The organism is Pseudoflavonifractor capillosus (assembly GCF_016902575.1).
Taxonomy (GTDB): domain Bacteria; phylum Bacillota; class Clostridia; order Oscillospirales; family Oscillospiraceae; genus Enterenecus; species Enterenecus capillosus_A.
On record NZ_JACSNZ010000040.1, the window covers coordinates 1 to 17982 of the forward strand.

Annotated in this window: 14 protein-coding genes and 1 other annotated feature; of the genes, 5 read left to right on the top strand and 9 right to left on the bottom strand. The window is 57.8% G+C overall.

The window, feature by feature from the left end:
* Nucleotides 1-161 precede the first annotated feature (161 nt).
* The 8 genes from H9X86_RS09855 to htpG form a co-directional block, all read right to left on the bottom strand.
* Nucleotides 162-632: a serine proteinase gene (locus H9X86_RS09855; protein ID WP_204901361.1), complete on the bottom strand. Its 471-nt coding sequence runs from the start codon at nt 630-632 to the stop codon at nt 162-164.
* Nucleotides 633-728: 96 nt separating this feature from the next.
* Complete coding sequence (locus H9X86_RS09860) at nt 729-1682, bottom strand: glycosyltransferase family 2 protein (RefSeq protein ID WP_204901362.1); 954 nt, start codon at nt 1680-1682, stop codon at nt 729-731.
* A gap of 70 nt (nt 1683-1752) precedes the next feature.
* Entirely contained in the window at nt 1753-2490 is a 738-nt protein-coding gene (locus tag H9X86_RS09865) for a sigma-70 family RNA polymerase sigma factor (protein ID WP_204901363.1), read from the bottom strand.
* The gene (spoIIAB, locus tag H9X86_RS09870; RefSeq protein WP_346011461.1) at nt 2487-2930 is read right to left on the bottom strand and encodes an anti-sigma F factor; all 444 of its coding nucleotides are present in this window, start codon (nt 2928-2930) and stop codon (nt 2487-2489) included. The genes H9X86_RS09865 and spoIIAB overlap by 4 nt, the downstream gene beginning before the upstream one ends.
* Before the next feature lie 13 nt (nt 2931-2943).
* Entirely contained in the window at nt 2944-3249 is a 306-nt protein-coding gene (locus tag H9X86_RS09875) for an STAS domain-containing protein (protein WP_204901365.1), read from the bottom strand.
* A gap of 127 nt (nt 3250-3376) precedes the next feature.
* A complete protein-coding gene (locus H9X86_RS09880; RefSeq protein WP_204901366.1) occupies nt 3377-6010 on the bottom strand; it encodes a valine--tRNA ligase in 2634 nt (877 codons plus the stop codon).
* Between the two features lie 64 nt (nt 6011-6074).
* Nucleotides 6075-6298 (bottom strand) — a binding site (T-box leader).
* A gap of 90 nt (nt 6299-6388) precedes the next feature.
* Nucleotides 6389-8305, bottom strand: a complete 1917-nt coding sequence (locus H9X86_RS09885; protein ID WP_204901367.1) for a glycoside hydrolase family 5 protein — start codon at nt 8303-8305, stop codon at nt 6389-6391.
* Nucleotides 8306-8594: 289 nt separating this feature from the next.
* Nucleotides 8595-10505, bottom strand: coding sequence for a molecular chaperone HtpG (htpG, locus tag H9X86_RS09890; protein WP_204901368.1), 1911 nt, complete (start codon nt 10503-10505; stop codon nt 8595-8597).
* Nucleotides 10506-10845: 340 nt separating this feature from the next.
* Between htpG and murA the strand changes: the two genes are divergently transcribed.
* The 4 genes from murA to H9X86_RS09910 all read left to right on the top strand — a co-directional run bounded on the left by murA (nt 10846) and on the right by H9X86_RS09910 (nt 15115).
* Nucleotides 10846-12144 (top strand): UDP-N-acetylglucosamine 1-carboxyvinyltransferase, encoded by a 1299-nt coding sequence (murA, locus tag H9X86_RS09895; protein ID WP_204901369.1) that lies wholly within the window; start codon nt 10846-10848, stop codon nt 12142-12144.
* 72 nt (nt 12145-12216) lie between these two features.
* Nucleotides 12217-12993: an MBL fold metallo-hydrolase gene (locus tag H9X86_RS09900; protein ID WP_204901370.1), complete on the top strand. Its 777-nt coding sequence runs from the start codon at nt 12217-12219 to the stop codon at nt 12991-12993.
* Nucleotides 12994-12996: 3 nt separating this feature from the next.
* On the top strand, nt 12997-13479 hold the full coding sequence (gene rlmH, locus H9X86_RS09905; RefSeq protein ID WP_204901371.1) for a 23S rRNA (pseudouridine(1915)-N(3))-methyltransferase RlmH: 483 nt from the start codon (nt 12997-12999) through the stop codon (nt 13477-13479).
* 613 nt (nt 13480-14092) lie between these two features.
* On the top strand, nt 14093-15115 hold the full coding sequence (locus H9X86_RS09910) for a rod shape-determining protein (protein WP_204901372.1): 1023 nt from the start codon (nt 14093-14095) through the stop codon (nt 15113-15115).
* Between the two features lie 44 nt (nt 15116-15159).
* Here the strand turns inward: H9X86_RS09910 and H9X86_RS09915 are convergent, their stop codons facing one another.
* Nucleotides 15160-16317 carry a CCA tRNA nucleotidyltransferase gene (locus H9X86_RS09915; RefSeq protein ID WP_204901373.1) on the bottom strand — a complete coding sequence of 386 codons (1158 nt, stop codon included), beginning with the start codon at nt 16315-16317 and terminating at the stop codon, nt 15160-15162.
* Nucleotides 16318-16459: 142 nt separating this feature from the next.
* Here H9X86_RS09915 and murC point away from each other — a divergent pair, with 142 nt between their 5' ends.
* Nucleotides 16460-17833 (top strand): UDP-N-acetylmuramate--L-alanine ligase, encoded by a 1374-nt coding sequence (gene murC / locus H9X86_RS09920; protein WP_204901374.1) that lies wholly within the window; start codon nt 16460-16462, stop codon nt 17831-17833.
* The last annotated feature ends 149 nt before the right edge of the window (nt 17834-17982 follow it).

Below are 17982 nucleotides of genomic sequence, written 5' to 3' on the forward strand. Positions count from 1 at the left end.
CGGCCTCTTTTCGTGAATCTTTTCTCCATTGCTCCATAAAGCACACCCCCACATCTGATACCATTTTACCAGATGCGGGGATGTTTTGGAAGTTTTTCGACAGTCTGAGACCGTTGCAGCAGCCATTGGGCTGCTGCAACGGTCTTTTTGTGCCTTCTGGGTTACACTTGCTCTTCGTCCTCGGCCTTCTGGTCGTCAGCCGCCTCCTGGGAGACGGTGGCGTCGTCGGCAGGGGTGCTGCCGACAAACTCCCAGTCAGCGTCCTCAAAGTCGGTGTGGCAGGCCTGCTCCACTTCCTCGTCGGTGAGGTTGCCAGAGGCCTTCAGGTCAGCAATACGCTGCTCGTTGACCTGGATCTGAGTCTTGGAGCGGGTAATCTTATCGCAGAGGTTGGCATAGGCGGCCTCAGGGGCAGAGCCTCGCTCTGCATAATACAGGCGGCCCAGATCCATATAAGCCCGGCGAATGGCGTCCTGCTCCCGCAGGTTGAGCACCTTGAGCTTGCTGATCTCGGCCAGCTCCTTGGCCTTGGCCACCCCGGTGTCGGTGAGCTCCAGGGCTTTTGCTACGCTGGACTGGGCCAGATCAATGGCACGTTCCTTCAAATCGTCAAAATCAATGTTGATATTCATCTCACTGCCTCCTTATCAGGGGTTGTTGCCCACAAGTTTCTTGAGGCTATTTTATGCTGTGCAGAGGAAAAAAGCAAGGACTTTCTCTCCAAAGGGTCAGTCGGATTCATCCATGACCTGCTGAATGAGATACCGCGGACGTCCCTTAGCCTCCAGGTACAGTTTACCCACATATTCTCCAATCACACCCAGAGAGAGCAAAATCAGACCTCCGATCATCCAAACCGAGCAGGACAGGCTGGCCCAGCCGGTGACGGTATGGCCGCCCACCCAGCGGATGACATTATAGGCGATCATAAACAGGGAGACTGTGAAAATGGAAAAACCCAGCCCGGTGATGATGCGCAGCGGCTTCACCGACAGAGAGGTGATACCCTCCAAGGCGAAGGTCAGCATTTTTTTCAGCGGATACTTGCTCTCCCCAGCAAAGCGCTCTCCCCGCTCATAGGTGACCACGTCGGTACGGTAGCCCACCATGGGTACGATGCCCCGGAGAAACAGGTTGACTTCCCGGAACTGGGACAGCCCTTCCAGAGCCCGGCGGGAGAGAAGCCGGTAGTCGGCGTGGTTGAACACCGTCTCTGCCCCCAGTGCATTCATGAGCCGATAGAAGGCCTCGGCACTGGTGCGTTTGAAGAAGGTGTCCTGCTCTCGGCTGGAGCGCACCCCGTAGACGATGTCCACACCTTCCAGGTACTTGTCCACCATCTCGTCCATGGCATCGATGTCGTCTTGCAGGTCTGCGTCCATGGAAATCACCATATCGGCACGATCCTTGGCGTACATCAGTCCGGCCAGCAAGGCGTTCTGATGGCCCCGATTGCGGCTGAGATCCAGCCCGGAAAAGAGGTGGTTGCCGATGTGAAGCCGCTGGATGATGCCCCAGGTATCATCTTTGGAGCCGTCGTTGACAAAGAGAATCCGGCTTTTCCGGCTGATGGAGCCTCGGTTGATGAGCTGCTGTAATTTGTCCCGAAGCCGACGAGCGGTTTCGGGCAGAACCTCTTGCTCGTTGTAGCAGGGAACCACCACGTAGAGGGTATTTTGCATGGGAAGGCACGACCTTTCCTTGAGATAAGCGTAGATAAATGAAGTACAAGAAAAACAAAATCATTATATCCTATCCCACGGTGGTTGGCAAGGGTTCCTGGGTAAGCCATTCCCGGAGGTGGGAAATGGCCTTCCGTTCCATGCGTGAAATTTGTACTTGGCTGACCCCCATAATGCGGGCGGTACGGTCTTGGGTGAGGTTTTTATAGAAACGCAGAAAAATGACCTGGCGCTCCCGATCTGGGAGGGCATCAATGGCCTGACGCAGGGCCAGCCGTTCCACCACTTCCTCTTCCATGCCGTCACAACCCAGGATGGACTCCAGGGTGAAGCCGTCCTCTCCCGCCTGGCTTTGCAGGGAGGCCACGGACAAAGTGGCGGTTTCTGCGGCGGCAATGTCCTCAGGTTCCAGGCCGGTGGCCTGGGCCAGCTCCCCCACGGTGGGTTCCCGGCCCAGACGGTGGTACAGATCCTGGCGGCATTGGCGCAGGGAGGCGGCCCGTTCTTTGATGCCCCGGCTGACCTTTACTGATCCGTCGTCCCGGAGAAAACGGCGGATCTCTCCGGCGATTTTGGGCACTGCATAAGTGGAAAACTGGGTGCCATAACTGGTGTCAAAGCCCCGCACCGCCTTGAGAAAGCCCAGGCAGCCCAACTGGTATAAGTCTTCCGGATCCACGCCCCGACCATAGTATCGTCGGGCCACGGACCAGATGAGGCCGCTGTTGTCCAGCAGCAGCTGCTCACAGGCATCGTTGTCTCCCTGACGGGCAGCTTCCAGCTGGGAAAGGGTATCCAGGGTGTTCATTGCCCTCCACCCACCCGCAGGGCGATGCGCCGGCGCATGGTCACAGTGGTGCCCTTGCCCACCGCAGAGCGCACTTTCACCGAGTCCATGAAACTCTCCATGATGGTAAAGCCCATGCCGGAACGCTCCTCGTTGCCGGTGGTAAATAGGGGAGTGCGGGCCTGTTCTACGTCGGGAATGCCCACGCCGCTGTCCTTGATTTGGATTTCCATCTGGTGGTCTTCCAGCAGACGCAGGCGCATGGTAATCTTTCCGATGGAGTCAGGGTAGGCGTGGACGATGGCGTTGGTCACCGCCTCAGATACGGCGGTTTTGATGTCTGCCACCTCGTCCAAAGTGGGGTCCAGGCGGGTGGCAAAGCAGGCTGCCACGGCCCGGGCAAAGCCCTCGTTGGCGGAGCGGGAGGTGAACACGACGGTGGTTTGATCCAGAGCTTTCACTATGTATTCCTCCTTATTCCAAAGTGATGAGCCGGCCAACTCCGGCGGCATCCAGTACTTTGCGGGGCTGAGGCGCGATCCCGGTGACTCGAAGGGTTCCGCCCAGCTGATTCATCTGCCGCAGAGCGCGCAGCAGCACGGCGATACCGGAGCTGTCCATGAAGGTAACGCTGGACAGATCCAGCACCAGCTGCATGGGAAGCTGGGAAGAGATGGTGGTATCAATGTTCTCCATAATGGTGCGGGCGCTGTGGTGGTCAACCTCTCCCCGCACGGAGATGACGGTGGCCCCGTTTTGCTTGTCGATGGTAATGGGCATGGCTTGTCCTCCTGAAATGTGAATGTCCTCATTATATCCATACATCAGGTGGAATCTTGTAGAAGCCTGCCAAAAAGCAAAAAAATTCCTGGGTGTGCTGAGGCACACCCAGGAAAACGGTTGTTGTTTAGTTCATGGCGCTGAGCTGCTCTTGAATTTTTTCAATGAGCACTTTCAGCTTCTCGGCACGGTCTTTCTCGGCGGCCACCACGTGCTCGGGGGCCTTGTTCAGGAAGCCGGGGTTGGACAGCTTGCCTTCCAGGCCCTTCAGCTCGCCCTGCTTCTTGCCCAGATCTTTTTCCAAACGGGCTTTTTCCTTGGCCAGATCCACCAGCTCGGCCAGAGGCATATACAGCTTGGCCATATGAGTGATGTCACACACCATGCCGGCGGTGTCGGTGAGGTCCTGGCTCTGGACGGTGACGCTGGCGCACCAAGCCAGACGCTTCAGGTGGGCTTCACCGGCGGCGAAGATGTTGGGCTGGTTGGTGACAATGGTGAGAGCGGCCTTCTTGGAGGGGGGCACGTTCATTTCAGAGCGGCGGGCGCGGATGGCACGGATGACATCCATGACGGCCTCCATGGACTCCTTGGCCTCCACATCGCTCCAGGCGGGGTCAGCCTTGGGCCAGGACTGGAGCATGAGGAAGTCGCCCTGGTGGGGCAGAGCCTGCCAGATCTCCTCGGTGATGAAGGGCATGAAGGGGTGGAGGAGCTTGAGGGTCTCGGTGAGCACGTACACCAGTACCTGCTGAGCCTGCACCTTGGCTGCCTCGTCCTCGCCCTGGAGACGGGCCTTGGTCAGCTCAATATACCAGTCGCAGTAGTCGCTCCAGATGAAGTCATAGACCTTGGCAGAGGCCACGCCCAGCTCATAGGCCTCCATGTTCTCGGTGACCTCGTTGATGACCTCGCCCAGACGGCAGAGAATCCACTTGTCCTCCGGCTCCAGGGTGTCGGGCAGCTTGTTTTCGGTGATGGTCAGGTTCATCATCACGAAACGGCTGGCGTTCCAGATCTTGTTGGCGAAGTTGCGCATGGCCTCGCACTTCTCCACATAGAAGCGCATATCGTTGCCGGGGCTGTTTCCGGTGATGAGGTTGAAGCGCAGAGCGTCGGCACCGTACTTCTCCGCCATCTCCAGGGGGTCGATGCCGTTGCCCAGGCTCTTGGACATCTTGCGGCCCTTGTCGTCCCGCACCAGGCCGTGGATGAACACGGTGTGGAAGGGAGTCTTGCCGGTGTGGGCACAGCCGGAGAAAATCATCCGGGCCACCCAGAAGAAGATGATGTCGTAGCCGGTGACCAGCACGTCGGTGGGGTAGAAGTACTTGAAGTCCTCGCTGTTCTCGTCGGGCCAGCCCAGGGTGGAGAAGGGCCACAGGGCAGAGGAGAACCAGGTGTCCAGCACGTCCTCCTCCTGAGTGATGTGCTTGGAGTGGCAGTGCTCGCACTCGGTGGGATCGGTCTCGGACACGGTGATGTGGCCGCACTCGGAACAGGTCCAGGCGGGGATCTGGTGGCCCCACCACAGCTGACGGGAGATGCACCAGTCGTGGACGTTCTCCATCCAGTTGGTGTAGGTCTTGGTGAACCGTTCGGGGACGAACTTGGTCTCGCCGTCCTTCACCACCCGCAGAGCCTCCTCGGCCAAGGGGCCCATCTTCACAAACCACTGGGCGGAGATGATGGGCTCCACGTCGGTGCCGCAGCGGTAGCAGGTGCCCACGTTGTGCTGGTGATCCTCGATCTTCTCCAGCAGACCCAGGACATCCAGGTCGGCCACGATGGCCTTCCGTGCCTCGTAGCGCTCCATTCCCTGGTACTTGCCGCCATTTTCGTTGACCACGCCGTGGTCGTCCAGCACCCGGATGGACTCCAGGTTGCAGCGCAGACCCACCTCGAAGTCGTTGGGGTCGTGAGCGGGGGTCATCTTCACGCAGCCGGTACCGAACTCCATGTCAACATATTCGTCGGCCACAATGGGAATTTCACGATTGACCAAGGGGAGCAGGCACTTCTTGCCGATGAGGTCTTTGTACCGCTCATCGTTGGGGTTCACGGCCACGCCGGTGTCGCCCAGCATGGTCTCGGGACGGGTGGTGGCCACGATGACATAGCGGCCCTCCTCCCCCACGATGGGGTAGCGCAGGTGCCACAGGTGGCCGGGCTTGTCCTGGTACTCCACCTCGGCATCGGACAGAGCGGTGACACAGTGGGGGCACCAGTTGACGATGCGGCTTCCCTTGTAGATAAGACCCTTTTTATAAAGGGAGACAAACACATGGCGCACGGCCTTGGACAGGCCCTCGTCCATGGTGAAGCGGGAGCGCTCCCAGTCACAGGAGGCACCCATCTTCTTCTGCTGGGCTACGATGCGGTTGCCGTACTGGTGCTTCCAGTCCCACACCCGCTCCAGGAACTTCTCCCGGCCCAAGTCGTGGCGGGACAGCCCCTCTTTCTTGCGCAGCTCCTCCTCCACCTTGATCTGGGTGGCAATGCCGGCGTGGTCGGTGCCGGGCACCCACAAAGCGGCGTAGCCCTGCATCCGCTTAAACCGGATGAGAATGTCCTGAAGGGTGCAGTCCATGGCGTGGCCCATGTGCAGCTGACCGGTGACGTTGGGGGGAGGCATGACGATGGTGAAGGGCTTCTTGTCCGGGTCACGGTGCCCGGCAAAGCAGCCGTTTTTCTCCCACATCTCGTAGATGCGGCCCTCTACCTCCTGAGGTTCATAGACCTTGGGCAGTTCTTTTTTCATAACAACACTCCTTGTCTTTGTGGGGCAATCACCTTTGCGTAAAAAAGTTCGCCCCAAGTCGTAGACTCAGGGCGAACTGAAAATGTCCGCGGTACCACCTGAATTCGAGCCGCACATACGGCCCGCACTCTTTTCCCACTGACGTAGGGATACGGCGGCATTTACTGATTCTGTTCAACGCCGCAGCTCCGGGACCACCTTCCCCACGCCCTCTGTGACGCCTTGCACCAAAACGGCGTCTCTCTGAACCAGAAGTGTGTGGGTACTCCTTCCCATCACAGCCATTACACTGAAACAGTATAGAGGAGAGGAGCGGGATTTGTCAAGAGAAAAGGGGGTAAACATTCGCAGTATGCCAGGTCAAAATGGGAATGTAGTTTATGACTCGGCGGTGAGATCCTGAACCAGGTCGAACATGAACCGGTCAATGTAATAGGGGTGATCTTCCACCTGCTCATAGGATGCGGTTTCCACGGAAGGGTAATAGGACACTGCGCCATAAGTCCCGTCCCATGTTCCCAGGCACCAGCTGTAACCCTGTTTCTCCATAGCTGTGGTCATGTCCTGAAAGAAGGCAGAAATGGTCTGGTCGGAATAGCGGTTGCGGGGCAGTCCATAGCTGCCGTCCCCCACGAAGATTCCAAATTCACCCACCATAAAGCCCACGCCGTATTCCTTAGCTGTGGCCGCCAGCTGATTGGCGTTGACGCCGTCGGGGAGGGAGACGTTCAGCACGGCCTCAGCATCATAGGTGATGCCATCCGAGGCGGTGAAGGGCCAAGTGACACTCGGGAGGTAGTCTGCGTCGTCCTGAAGGTGAGCGTCCAACACACAAAATTCCCGGGGCGTGTATTCGTGGAAGGAGAGGGCCACACCCATCTCTGCCATGGACTTGCCGGTGAGGCCGGGGGAGTGGATGTCGGCGATGATGCACCGGTCCGGGGTGATCTCCCGGATGGCCTCTACGGCGGGGCCGAAGAAGGCGGCGTATTGGGCGTCAGAGGAGATCTCCGGCTCTATCAGCAGGTTGAAGCTGAGGTATCGGTTGGGGATGTCTGCATACCGCTGGGCAAGAGCCTTCCACAGCGCTGCAAATTCCGGGGCGTAATCGGTTCCGTTGGGAATTTCTTTGTTCCGTTGTGCCCAGACCCCAAAGGAATCGTCCACATCCAGACCGCCTACGCCGGAGCAGCGCAAATCTACATGGATGTCCCGTTCCATACACCAGGCGATGACCTGATCCAACTGCTTGAGGCGGGTTTCGTTCAGGGTACCTTCCTGAAGAACGGGACCTTGCAGGTAGGAGAAGTCAAAGGATAGGCCAATGAAATTCAGTCCTGCATCTTGCAGGGACTGGATCTCATACTCAAACATACATTTGTCCGGCTTGTTATCCAATGCCTGGTGGCATACGATTCCCCAGTCACCCAGTAAGGCGCCCCTCCATTCGGAAGGCAGACTGGCACAGCTGGCGTCGGGGAGCGTGCTTTCCTTTTCCAACAACTGGGGGGTGATGATGGCAGCGTCGAAGGAGGCGGTGTCTGCGTAGGGCACCATTTGCGGCAGAGGCTCAAAGGAATTGTAGTAACGCAGAGCAGCCTCGGCCACCTCTGCCACCGTCATGGTCTCAAAGGGGCGGATATTCATGTTCTCGTCCGGCTCCAGTACCCTTGAGCCATCGGTGCGGTCGTAGAGCAAAATGGCGTAGTTGAAAGCGGGGGAAAAGCCAAAATCAATGTAGTAGCGGGATGTCTCCTCGTCCGGGGGGATCTCGTTTTCCGTGTGATCGGGGAAAAACTCCCAGAATCCGCCTGCGCCCACGGTGCCGTCCAGCTTTTGACCAATCAACTGGGTGTCGGGCTGCTGGGCCAACCGCAGTTCCTCTGACTGCTGGGCATCCTTTTGGGCGCAGTATTCCGTCCACTGCTCCCAGTCCTCGTAGGGTTCATCATAGAACGTCTCCAGCAAGGAAAAATAGAGCGCCTGAGCAAAGTAGTGGCGGGTGGTGGGTTCTCCCTCTGTCACCACCCCAGGGTCTGCCAGGTACTGGCTGGTGACGCCCCGCTGCAGTTCGAGCACACGGGACAGCATATTTGCTGTCTCTGCCTGGGTGCAGGGCTCATCCGCCTGACGCAGCACATCCAAGTCGGCGATACCCAGATCACGCACCTGCTCCAGACAGTCGGACAGCGCAGGAGTGGGGGAAAGGGCGGAATCTTGGCTGCTGCAGCCGCATAGCAACCCCAAAAGCAGAAATGTGCAGAGCAGAAAACTGAAAAGCTGTCTTTGTTTCATGGTGATCCCTCTCTTCCTTGTTACTGGATGATGTTGACTGTAACCCGAAAATGTAAAAATGGAACGATTTGGTGTATGAAAATATTATATTACGACTGAGCGCTTTTTTCAACAATACAACATCAAACAGAACAATCACATTTTCTGTGCATCCGGCTTGCTGCATTGGCACTGGTGAGAAGCCGTGGAAGGCATTGGCGCAGGGGGAGTGAAAGGGGAAAAGGGCTGCGCCTCAGAAGTGGAGATTCTGAGGCGCAGCCCTTTAGGATTATTGTGACAATGAAACGAATTACTGCATCAGGGAACACACCAGCTCGGTATAAGCGGCGGCGTCTTCGATGGGCAGGCCAGCGATGAGCAGAGCCTGGTGGTAGAGTACCTGCACATAGGTGGCGGCCTTGTCCTTGTCGCCGCTGTCCACGGCAGCACGCAGAGCAGCAAAAGCGGTGGAGTTGGGGTTGAGCTCCAACACTCGCTCTGCCTTCATCATACCTGCCTGGGCCCCCTCCATGCGGGAGAAATATTTTTCCATCTCCAGGGTCATGGGGCCGTCGGCGGTCATGCACACGGGAGCGGTTTTAAGGATTTTGGAGATGCGGGCTTCCTTGATCTTATCGCCCAGGGTCTCCTTCACAAAGTCCAGCACAGACTTGCTCTCCTCGGCCTGCTTCTCCTGCTGGGCCTTCTCCTCGTCGGTTTCAGGCAGGGCGTCGGGGGCGGACACAGACTTGATCTTCTTGCCATCCACCTCGGCCAGGGCCTGCATGACAAACTCGTCCACCTCTTCGGTGAGGCAGAGGATCTCATAGCCCCGGTCGGTTACCCGCTCCACCTGGGGCAGGTGGGCGGCCTGGTCAGTGGAGTCGGCGCAGACATAGTAGATAAACTCCTGATCCTCTTTCATTCGCTCCACGTACTCGGCCAGAGAGGTGAGCTTGTCCGAGGCGGTGGAGGGGAAGAGCAGCAGATCTCGCAGCAAGTCTTTCTTGGACCCGTACTGGTCAACCACACTGTACTTGAGCTGACGGCCAAAGGCAGCCCAGAACTTCTCGTAGGTTTCCCAATCATCCTTCATCAGCTTGGCCAGCTCGTTTTTGATCTTCTTTTCCAGGGCGGTGGCGATGATCTTCAACTGGCGGGTGTGCTGGAGCATTTCACGGGAGATGTTCAGAGAGAAGTCGGGGGAGTCCACCACGCCCTTGACGAAACGGAAGCAATCAGGGAGCAGGTCTGCGCACTTGTCCATGATGAGCACGCCGGAAGAGTACAGCTGCAAGCCCTTCTCATACTCTCGGGTGTAGAAGTCAAAGGGGGTCTGGCCGGGAATGAACAGCAGAGCCTTGTAAGTGACGGTGCCCTCAGAGGAGGTGGTAATGGTGGCCAGGGGAGCCTGCCAGTCCATGAACTTCTCCTGATAGAAGCGGTCATACTCCTCCTGCTCCACTTTGGAGCGGGGGCGCTGCCACAGGGGCACCATGGAGTTAATGGTCTTCTCCTCCTGCACCGTCTCCCATTCGGGCTTGTAGTCCTCGGGAGCATCGGCGGGCTTTTCCTTCATGCGGTAGTCTTCCACTACCATGCGGATGGGGTGACGGATATAGTCGGAGTATTTTTTGATGAGGCTCTGGAGGTGGTTGGTGTCCAGATACTCGTCGTAATTCTCCTCCTCGGTGTTGTCCTTCATGGTCATGATGACCTGAGTGCCCCAGCCGTCCATCTCGCAGGGGGTGATGGTGTACCCGTCTACACCGGAGGACTCCCAGCGGTAGGCCTGGTCAGCCCCGTAGCGGCGGGTGATGACAGTGACCTGCTGGGCCACCATGAAGGCAGAGTAGAAGCCCACGCCAAACTGGCCGATGATGTCAGCGGCGTTGTCCTTGCCCATCTCCTGCTTGAACTGCAAAGAACCGCTGCGGGCGATGGTGCCCAGGTTGTTCTCCAGATCCTCCTGGGTCATACCAATGCCGTTGTCGGTGACAGTCAGGGTGCGGTGCTCTTTGTCCGGAGTCACAGTGATGGTGAAGTCAGAAGACTTGACCGTGATGCTGTCATCGGTCAAGGCCAGGTAGGCCAGCTTGTCCATGGCGTCACTGGCGTTGGAAATGATCTCACGAAGGAAAATCTCCTTGTGGGTATAGATGGAATTGATCATCAGGTCCATGAGCCGCTTGGACTCAGCCTGAAACTGCTTTTTTTCCATGTGCGTTACACCTCGGATTATGTGTTTTTAGCACTCTGGCAGCCCGAGTGCTAAATGTACTATAATACCTGGGGCGTCTGATTGCAAGGGGTATCACAAAAAATTCACAAACATTTGCGGAATAGAGGCCGCTGGAATGGAGAAACTATGGGCAAAGGGGAGAAAATGCAGCACTCACAAAATTTAGGTTGCCTTTGGGTAGGGGCAATGCTATAATATATGCGCATTATCATAAGCGTGCAATTCTGCCCCAAAGGCAGAGTTCTTCTATATAGATATCTCCCCATTGCGGGGACTCATTACAACCCGGCCGGGCTGGGGACGCTACGAGGTGGCTTGTTTGAAAAAGTATTTGATTCACGGCGGCAGACCGCTGTACGGTAAGGTAGAGATCAGCGGAGCCAAGAATGCCGCTGTTGGCATTATTCCTGCAGCCCTGCTGGTCAACGGTGTGTGCCGCATCGGGAATTTACCCCAAATCAGTGATGTTACATTGATGCTCAATATTCTCCGGGAGTTGGGGGCCAACGTGCGCACCATCAACCGCTCCACGGTGGAGGTGGATGCCACGGCCATTCACAACTGTCCGGTGGCCTACGAGTCCGGGCGGAAAATTCGTGCCAGTTACTATCTGCTGGGCGCCCTTCTGGGACGCTTTGGCATGGCAGAGGTGCCTCTTCCCGGCGGGTGTGACTTTGGTGGCCGGCCCATCGACCAGCATCTGAAGGGTCTGCGTGCTTTGGGTGCCGATGTGGAAGTGAAAAACGGCTTTATGTGCGCCAATGTTCCCGGCGGACGGCTCAAGGGCAGCCACATCTATTTGGATGTGGTGACTGTGGGCGCCACCATGAACTTGATGCTGGCCGCCACCTTGGCTGAAGGCATGACTGTCATTGAAAATGCTGCTAAGGAGCCCCACATTGTGGATTTGGCGAACTTTCTCAACTCTATGGGCGCTCAGATTACCGGTGCAGGTACCGATGTCATCAAGGTGCGTGGTGTGGATCAGCTCCACGGCGGGGAGTACACCATCATCCCCGACCAGATCGAGGCGGGCACCTATATGGCGGCTGTGGCTGCCACCGGTGGCGAAGTGCGGGTGAATAACATCATTCCCAAGCACATGGAGTGCATCACTGCCAAGCTGGTTGAGATGGGAGTAGAGGTGGAAGAGGATGGAGACAGCCTCATTGTCCGCCGCAACGGTACTTTGCACCGCACCAACATCAAGACCATGCCCTATCCCGGGTTCCCCACGGATATGCAGCCTCAAATTGCCGCTGTACTCTGCCTGGCAGAGGGCACCAGCGTGGTCACCGAGGGTGTGTGGGACAACCGCTTCCGATACACCGAGGAGTTCCGCCGCATGGGCGCCAAGATCCAGGTGGACGGCAAAATCGCCATCATCGAGGGCGTGCCTGAGCTGATGGCAGCTCCCATTGAGGCCTGCGACCTGCGGGCCGGCGCAGCACTGGTCATTGGTGCATTGGCCGCAAAGGGTGTCTCAGAAGTGGGCAATATCGGCCATGTGGAGCGGGGCTACGAGGACATTGTGGCCAAGCTCACTGGCATCGGAGCAGAAATCCAGGTGGTTGACATGCCCGACCCCGAGGGTCAGAGCGTCAGCGCAGCTGGTTAAGGATCAGATACTTGCATGGACTGCGGCAGTCCCGTCCAGGGACTGCCGCTTTTGTGCATAGGAGGGAAAAATGTGTTGAAATTTGCCACCGTGGCCAGCGGCTCGTCTGGAAATTGCTCCGTGATCTCGGATGGCAGTACCCATATACTCATTGATGCGGGGGTGTCTGCCAAAAGGATCACCACGGGCTTGAAGAGTCTGGGCCTTGAGCCGGGGCAGCTCTCGGCTGTGCTTATCACCCATGAGCACAGCGACCACATCAGCGGCATCCCGGTGCTGTGCCGTCAACTGGGGGTAGATCTTTACACAGCGGAGGGGACGGCCCGGGAGATCTGCCGGAAAAACCCGGAGTTGCAGCCCCGGTTCCGGGTCTTTGATCCGGGGGAACGGTTTGCGCTGCGTGATTTGGTGGTGGGCACCTTTCCTGTCAGCCACGACTGTGCCAGCCCCGTGGGGTATACAGTGACCCAGGGGTCGTCCAAACTCACCTTCTGCACGGATCTGGGGGTGGTGACCCAGCCGGTGCTGGATGCGGTGCAGGGTGCCAGCACCTTGGTGGCAGAGTTCAACTATGACCCGGAGATGCTGGCCACGGGGCCATATCCCCAGTACTTAAAAAACCGCATCGCAGGCCAGCGGGGCCACCTATCCAACCAGGTGGGGGCCAAGCTGACTCGCTGGGCGGTGGAGCGGGGCACCCGGCAGGTGGTGTTGGCCCACCTGTCTAAGGAGAACAATCTGCCATCCACTGCCCGGAATGCCGCCCAAGCGTGCATCCCCGAGGGAATGGGGCACGTGGAGTTATGTGTGGCGCCTCGCAGCGAGGCGTCGGACTGGATGGAGGTATAGGCCATGGTGAGTGTCCATATCATCTGTGTGGGCAAGATGAAGGAGAGGTTTTATCTGGAGGCGGCGGCAGAGTACGCCAAGCGTCTGGGGGGCTATTGCCGCCTCACTGTCACCGAGCTGCCGGAGGAGCGGCTGCCCGACCGTCCCACCCCGGCCCAGATCCAAGGTGCCCTGGAGCGGGAGGGGGCGGCCATCCTTGCCAAATTGCCCAAAGGTGGCAAGGTGGTGGCCATGTGCATTGAGGGCAAGACCATGGATAGTCCCCAGCTGGCCCAGCGGCTGAGCAGCTGGATGGTGGAGGGAGCCTCCGACATCACCTTCCTGGTGGGCGGCTCCTTCGGCATGAGCCAGGGGGTGAAAGACAAGGCCCATCTGCGCCTGTCCATGTCTCCCATGACCTTCCCGCACCACCTGGCACGGGTGATGCTGCTGGAGCAGATCTACCGGGCCTTCAAGATCCAGGAAGGCTCAGGATATCACAAGTGAGCGCTTGCCGTGGGGCTTTGGGCCCCACGGCTTTTTCTCAAAAATTCTTAGAGAAATTTCATAAAAACTGTTGACAAATCCGGAGGAGCATAGTACAATACAGACAAGAAGAAAGGAAGGGTGAGTCCGATGTACTAACCGGAACCGTCTACTTCAGAAATCATATCGCGATATGTGATATATGAAGGAAACAGACGCACACATCCAGACTTCCATGATTGCGTTGCGCAGTAGAAGTGAAACTTGTACAGATCCAAACATGCTTGAGTAAGCGATGTACACAGGTCGATCCCCCAATGCCAGTGGCAGTGAAGGCGGAAATCCCAGTGTAGTAGTTTGAGGAAACGGTGAGTTGGTCATTTCTAGCTGAGATTCGCAGTCAAATCCAAAGAAAGCGTAGGTAGTGTCCATTGGAAAATTCTAGCCAGAAGTAAGCCCCCAGCTGCGATTTGGGACAGCTGGGGGCTTGGTGTTTGTCTGGATAGAATATCAGATAAAACCAGAGGGAAAAAGTGGTCGAACTTTGTGGAGCAATGAGCATTGCAAATTTGGCTGTATTCCAGTATACTATCGTGTAGTATACCATGTGTTGAAAGTAGTATGAGGTGATGAAATGTTTGCAAAGGATATCGGTATTGACCTGGGTACAGCCAGTGTGTTGGTATATATCAAGGATAAGGGGATCGTGCTGCGGGAGCCTTCCGTGGTGGCCCTGGACAAGAATACAGGCAAGCTGTTGAAGGTAGGCACGGACGCCCAGAAGATGTTGGGGCGTACGCCCGGCAACATCGTGGCCATTCGTCCTCTGCGGGAGGGCGTGATCTCCGACTATGACATGACCGAGCGGATGCTGCGGGAGTTTATCCGCAAGGTGGCTCCCATCCGTCTGTTCAAGCCCCGGGTGGTGATCTGCGTGCCCTCTGGCATCACTGAGGTGGAGGAGCGTGCGGTCATCGACGCCGGCATCCAGGCTGGTGCCCGCCGGGTGTACCTCATTGAGGAGCCTCTGGCCGCCGCCATTGGTGCAGGCATTGATATCACCCAGCCCGACGGCCACATGGTGGTGGACATCGGCGGCGGCACTGCCGACATTGCGGTGATTTCCCTGTCCGGCATTGTGGAGTCCGCCTCCATCAAGGTGGCCGGTGACTCCTTCAGCGAGGCTGTGGTGAAGTATATCCGCAAGCGCCACAATGTGCTCATTGGTGACCGTACTGCTGAGGAGCTGAAGATGACCATTGGCTGTGTGTTCCCCCGTCCCGAAGAGGTGAGCATGGAAATCAAGGGCCGCTGTCTGATGACCGGCCTGCCTCGGGTGTTCACCGTCACCTCCAGTGAGATGATCGAGGCTTTCGAGGAGCCCTGTGCCCGCATTCTGGAGGCTGTGCACGGCGTGCTGGAGCGCACCCCTCCTGAGCTGGTGGCAGATATCTCCACCAACGGCATCGTCATGACTGGCGGTGGTTCTCTGGTGTGGGGCTTTGACAAGCTTATCGAATCTCACACTGGCATTGAGACCTATGTGGCCGACGACGCCATCTCCTGCGTGGCCCACGGTACCGGCCGCAGCCTGGACTGGGTGGGTGAGATGCAGGACGGCACCATGAACATCTCCCGCAGCCGTCAGATGCTGTAAAATAAAACATCAAGCGGACAGTGCACAAGCACTGTCCGCTTTTGCTATGTTTGGGAAAGAAGGCGGCGTAGTATAGGAGCGGTGTTGTCCTCCGGGTGGTCCAGTACGTGCTCCAACAGCAAGTTCTGGGCTTGTCCAATATCCGACCCGGACAGTCCCAGGGTCATCAAATCTTTGCCGGACAGGGCCAGTTGCTTGGCGGAGATGCAGGGGGCTTGAGTCAGAACCTCCGCCAACACTTGACGTGGTTGGGGGCGCAGGGCTAGGGCGGCCAATGCTTTGCAGGTGTCCACACCATGACGGGCCAGCAGGTGCCGCCAGCCGCCAGCATCCAAGGGCAGGTTCAAGGTGAGGGCTTGCGCCAGAGGACGCCTCAAAGCCCGGTCTGGAATGAGACCGTGAATCAAGGGGAGAGGGTCTGTGCCTGCGTTTCGCAGCAACGCCGCCAGACCAGCCCACCGTGTCAGCGGGTCTGAGGGAAGGAAGGCCAGGGGACGGGTGTCCACCTCCAAGATATGGGGGAGATAGGGGGCGAGCAGACCTGAGGAGAAGAAAAGCCCTGCCCACTGGGGTTGGGGAGCACACAGCGTTTTCTCTACCTCGGGGCGGATGCGCTCTGGGGGCAGTGCGTGGGGCTCAGGGCCTAAGGTCAACAGGGTGTGGGTCAGCTCATCCTCCAGAACAAAGTCCAGCTGGGCGGCAAATCGAATGGCCCGGAACATCCGCAGCCGATCCTCCTGGAACCGACAGGCCGGGGTGCCCACGCAGCGAATGGTACGCCGCTGGATATCTGCACGCCCCTGGAAGGGGTCGATCAGATGCCCGCTTGGAGCCAGGGCCATGGCGTTGACGGTGAAGTCCCGGCGGGATAAGTCGTCCTCCAGACTGGCGACAAAGGAGACCGTGTCAGGGCGGCGGCCGTCCCGATAGCCTGTCTCACTGCGGAAGGTGGTGACCTCTATGGTGCCGCCCTCCAATATCACCGTCACCGTACCGTAGGCCAGACCTGTGGGCACAGTGTGGGGAAAGAGCGCCTGCACTTGGTGGGGCAGAGCACAGGTGCACACGTCCCAGTCCTGGGGCGTGCGGGAGAGGAGCAGGTCCCGGACGCACCCTCCCACAGGGTATGCCTCAAACCCGGCTTGGCGCAGGGTATGGCAGCACAGGCTCACATAAGGGGGGAGAGATGCACGTATTTCCATGGACGGCTCCTTTCAATGATGAAAAAGCTAAAATATGGTGGAGAATGAGGTTGCCATTCCCGGCGCAGCATAGTATAATATAATGGTTTTGAGTTCATAGTATCAAAAGAACGATGACAATACTATTATATGGGGTGTGCGTATGTCAGTCAATAACATCCATGACTATATCAAACCGGGGAAACGGGCGCATCTGGTGGGTATCGGCGGGGTGTCCATGGCCTCTCTGGCGGAAGTTTTGCTGGGCAATGGCGTGACCATCACTGGATCTGACCGGCAGGAGAGTGCCACCGTGGCTCACCTGCGCAGCCTGGGTATTCCTGTGACCATTGGACATTTGCCTGAAAGTGTGGCGGGCGCGGACTGTGTGGTGCGCACTGCTGCGGTACACAATGATAATCCGGAGATTGCAGCAGCTCTGGCAGCTGGAATCCCTGTGTTTGAACGGGCGCAGGCTTGGGGCGCCATCATGAAGGGGTACAAGAATGCCCTGTGCATCTCCGGCACCCACGGGAAGACTACCACCACCTCCATCTGCACCCACATCTTCATGGCAGCCCAGCAGGATCCCACGGTGATGATCGGGGGCACGCTGCCCCTGCTGAAGGCTGGTCACCGGGTGGGCCAGGGGGATACCATCATCTTGGAGTCCTGTGAGTATTGTAACTCCTTCCTCTCTTTCCACCCCACTGTGGCGGTGATTTTGAACATCGAGGCGGATCACCTGGACTTCTTTAAGGATCTGGAGGATGTGGAGCACTCCTTCCGTGCTTTTGCCGACCTGGTGCCGGAGAGTGGCTGCATTGTGGCCAACTGCGAGGATGCCAACACCATGCACGCCTTGCAGGGAGAGACACGACCCATGATTACCTTCGGCGTGGAGCAGGGAGACGTACATGCGGTGAATCTGGAGATGAATCACGGCTTTGCCACCTTTGATGTGGTGTACCGAGGGGAGCACTATGCCCATGTGGAGCTGTCCATCCCCGGAATGCACAACGTGAAAAACGTGTTGGCCGCCTCTGCGGCTGCCGTGGTGCTGGGGATTCCCGGCTGGGCGGTGGAGCAGGGAATGCGGGACTTCCGCCTGCCTGGTCGCCGATTTGAGTACAAGGGTGACTATAACGGGGCAGAGGTGTGTGACGACTACGCTCACCATCCCGGCGAGCTGGAGGTGCTGCTGGACTCTGCCAAGAGTCTGGGTCACAAGCGAGTGATCTGCGCCTTCCAGCCCCACACCTACACCCGCACCCATGAGCTTTTTGACGACTTTGTGCGGGTGCTGAAAAAGCCGGACATCACCCTGTTGGCAGAGATCTATGCCGCCCGGGAGACCAACGAACTGGGGATATCTTCGGCGGATTTGGCTGCCCAAATTCCCGGCAGCGTGTTCTGTCCCACCCTGGAGGATGTGACTGCCAAACTCCGTGAGCTGGCCCAGCCTGGGGACCTGATTCTCACGGTGGGAGCGGGTGACATCTACCGCGCCGGTGAGATGCTGGTATCGGAGAAATAAGAACAACAACGGCACAGGAAGCATCGCTTCCTGTGCCGTACAGACTGTCGAAAAACTTCCAAAACATCCCCGCATCTGGTAAAATGGTATCAGATGTGGGGGTGTGCTTTATGGAGCAATGGAGAAAAGATTCACGAAAAGAGGCCGTG

Bases quoted from the DNA above. Each gene is read 5' to 3' on its own strand.
- H9X86_RS09855 (WP_204901361.1), bottom strand. From the start codon at position 632: ATGAATATCAACATTGATTTTGACGATTTGAAGGAACGTGCCATTGAT.
- H9X86_RS09860 (WP_204901362.1), bottom strand. From the start codon at position 1,682: ATGCAAAATACCCTCTACGTGGTGGTTCCCTGCTACAACGAGCAAGAG.
- H9X86_RS09865 (WP_204901363.1), bottom strand. From the start codon at position 2,490: ATGAACACCCTGGATACCCTTTCCCAGCTGGAAGCTGCCCGTCAGGGA.
- H9X86_RS09875 (WP_204901365.1), bottom strand. From the start codon at position 3,249: ATGCCCATTACCATCGACAAGCAAAACGGGGCCACCGTCATCTCCGTG.
- H9X86_RS09880 (WP_204901366.1), bottom strand. From the start codon at position 6,010: ATGAAAAAAGAACTGCCCAAGGTCTATGAACCTCAGGAGGTAGAGGGC.
- H9X86_RS09885 (WP_204901367.1), bottom strand. From the start codon at position 8,305: ATGAAACAAAGACAGCTTTTCAGTTTTCTGCTCTGCACATTTCTGCTT.
- htpG (WP_204901368.1), bottom strand. From the start codon at position 10,505: ATGGAAAAAAAGCAGTTTCAGGCTGAGTCCAAGCGGCTCATGGACCTG.
- rlmH (WP_204901371.1), top strand. From the start codon at position 12,997: ATGGTGAGTGTCCATATCATCTGTGTGGGCAAGATGAAGGAGAGGTTT.
- H9X86_RS09910 (WP_204901372.1), top strand. From the start codon at position 14,093: ATGTTTGCAAAGGATATCGGTATTGACCTGGGTACAGCCAGTGTGTTG.
- H9X86_RS09915 (WP_204901373.1), bottom strand. From the start codon at position 16,317: ATGGAAATACGTGCATCTCTCCCCCCTTATGTGAGCCTGTGCTGCCAT.
- murC (WP_204901374.1), top strand. From the start codon at position 16,460: ATGTCAGTCAATAACATCCATGACTATATCAAACCGGGGAAACGGGCG.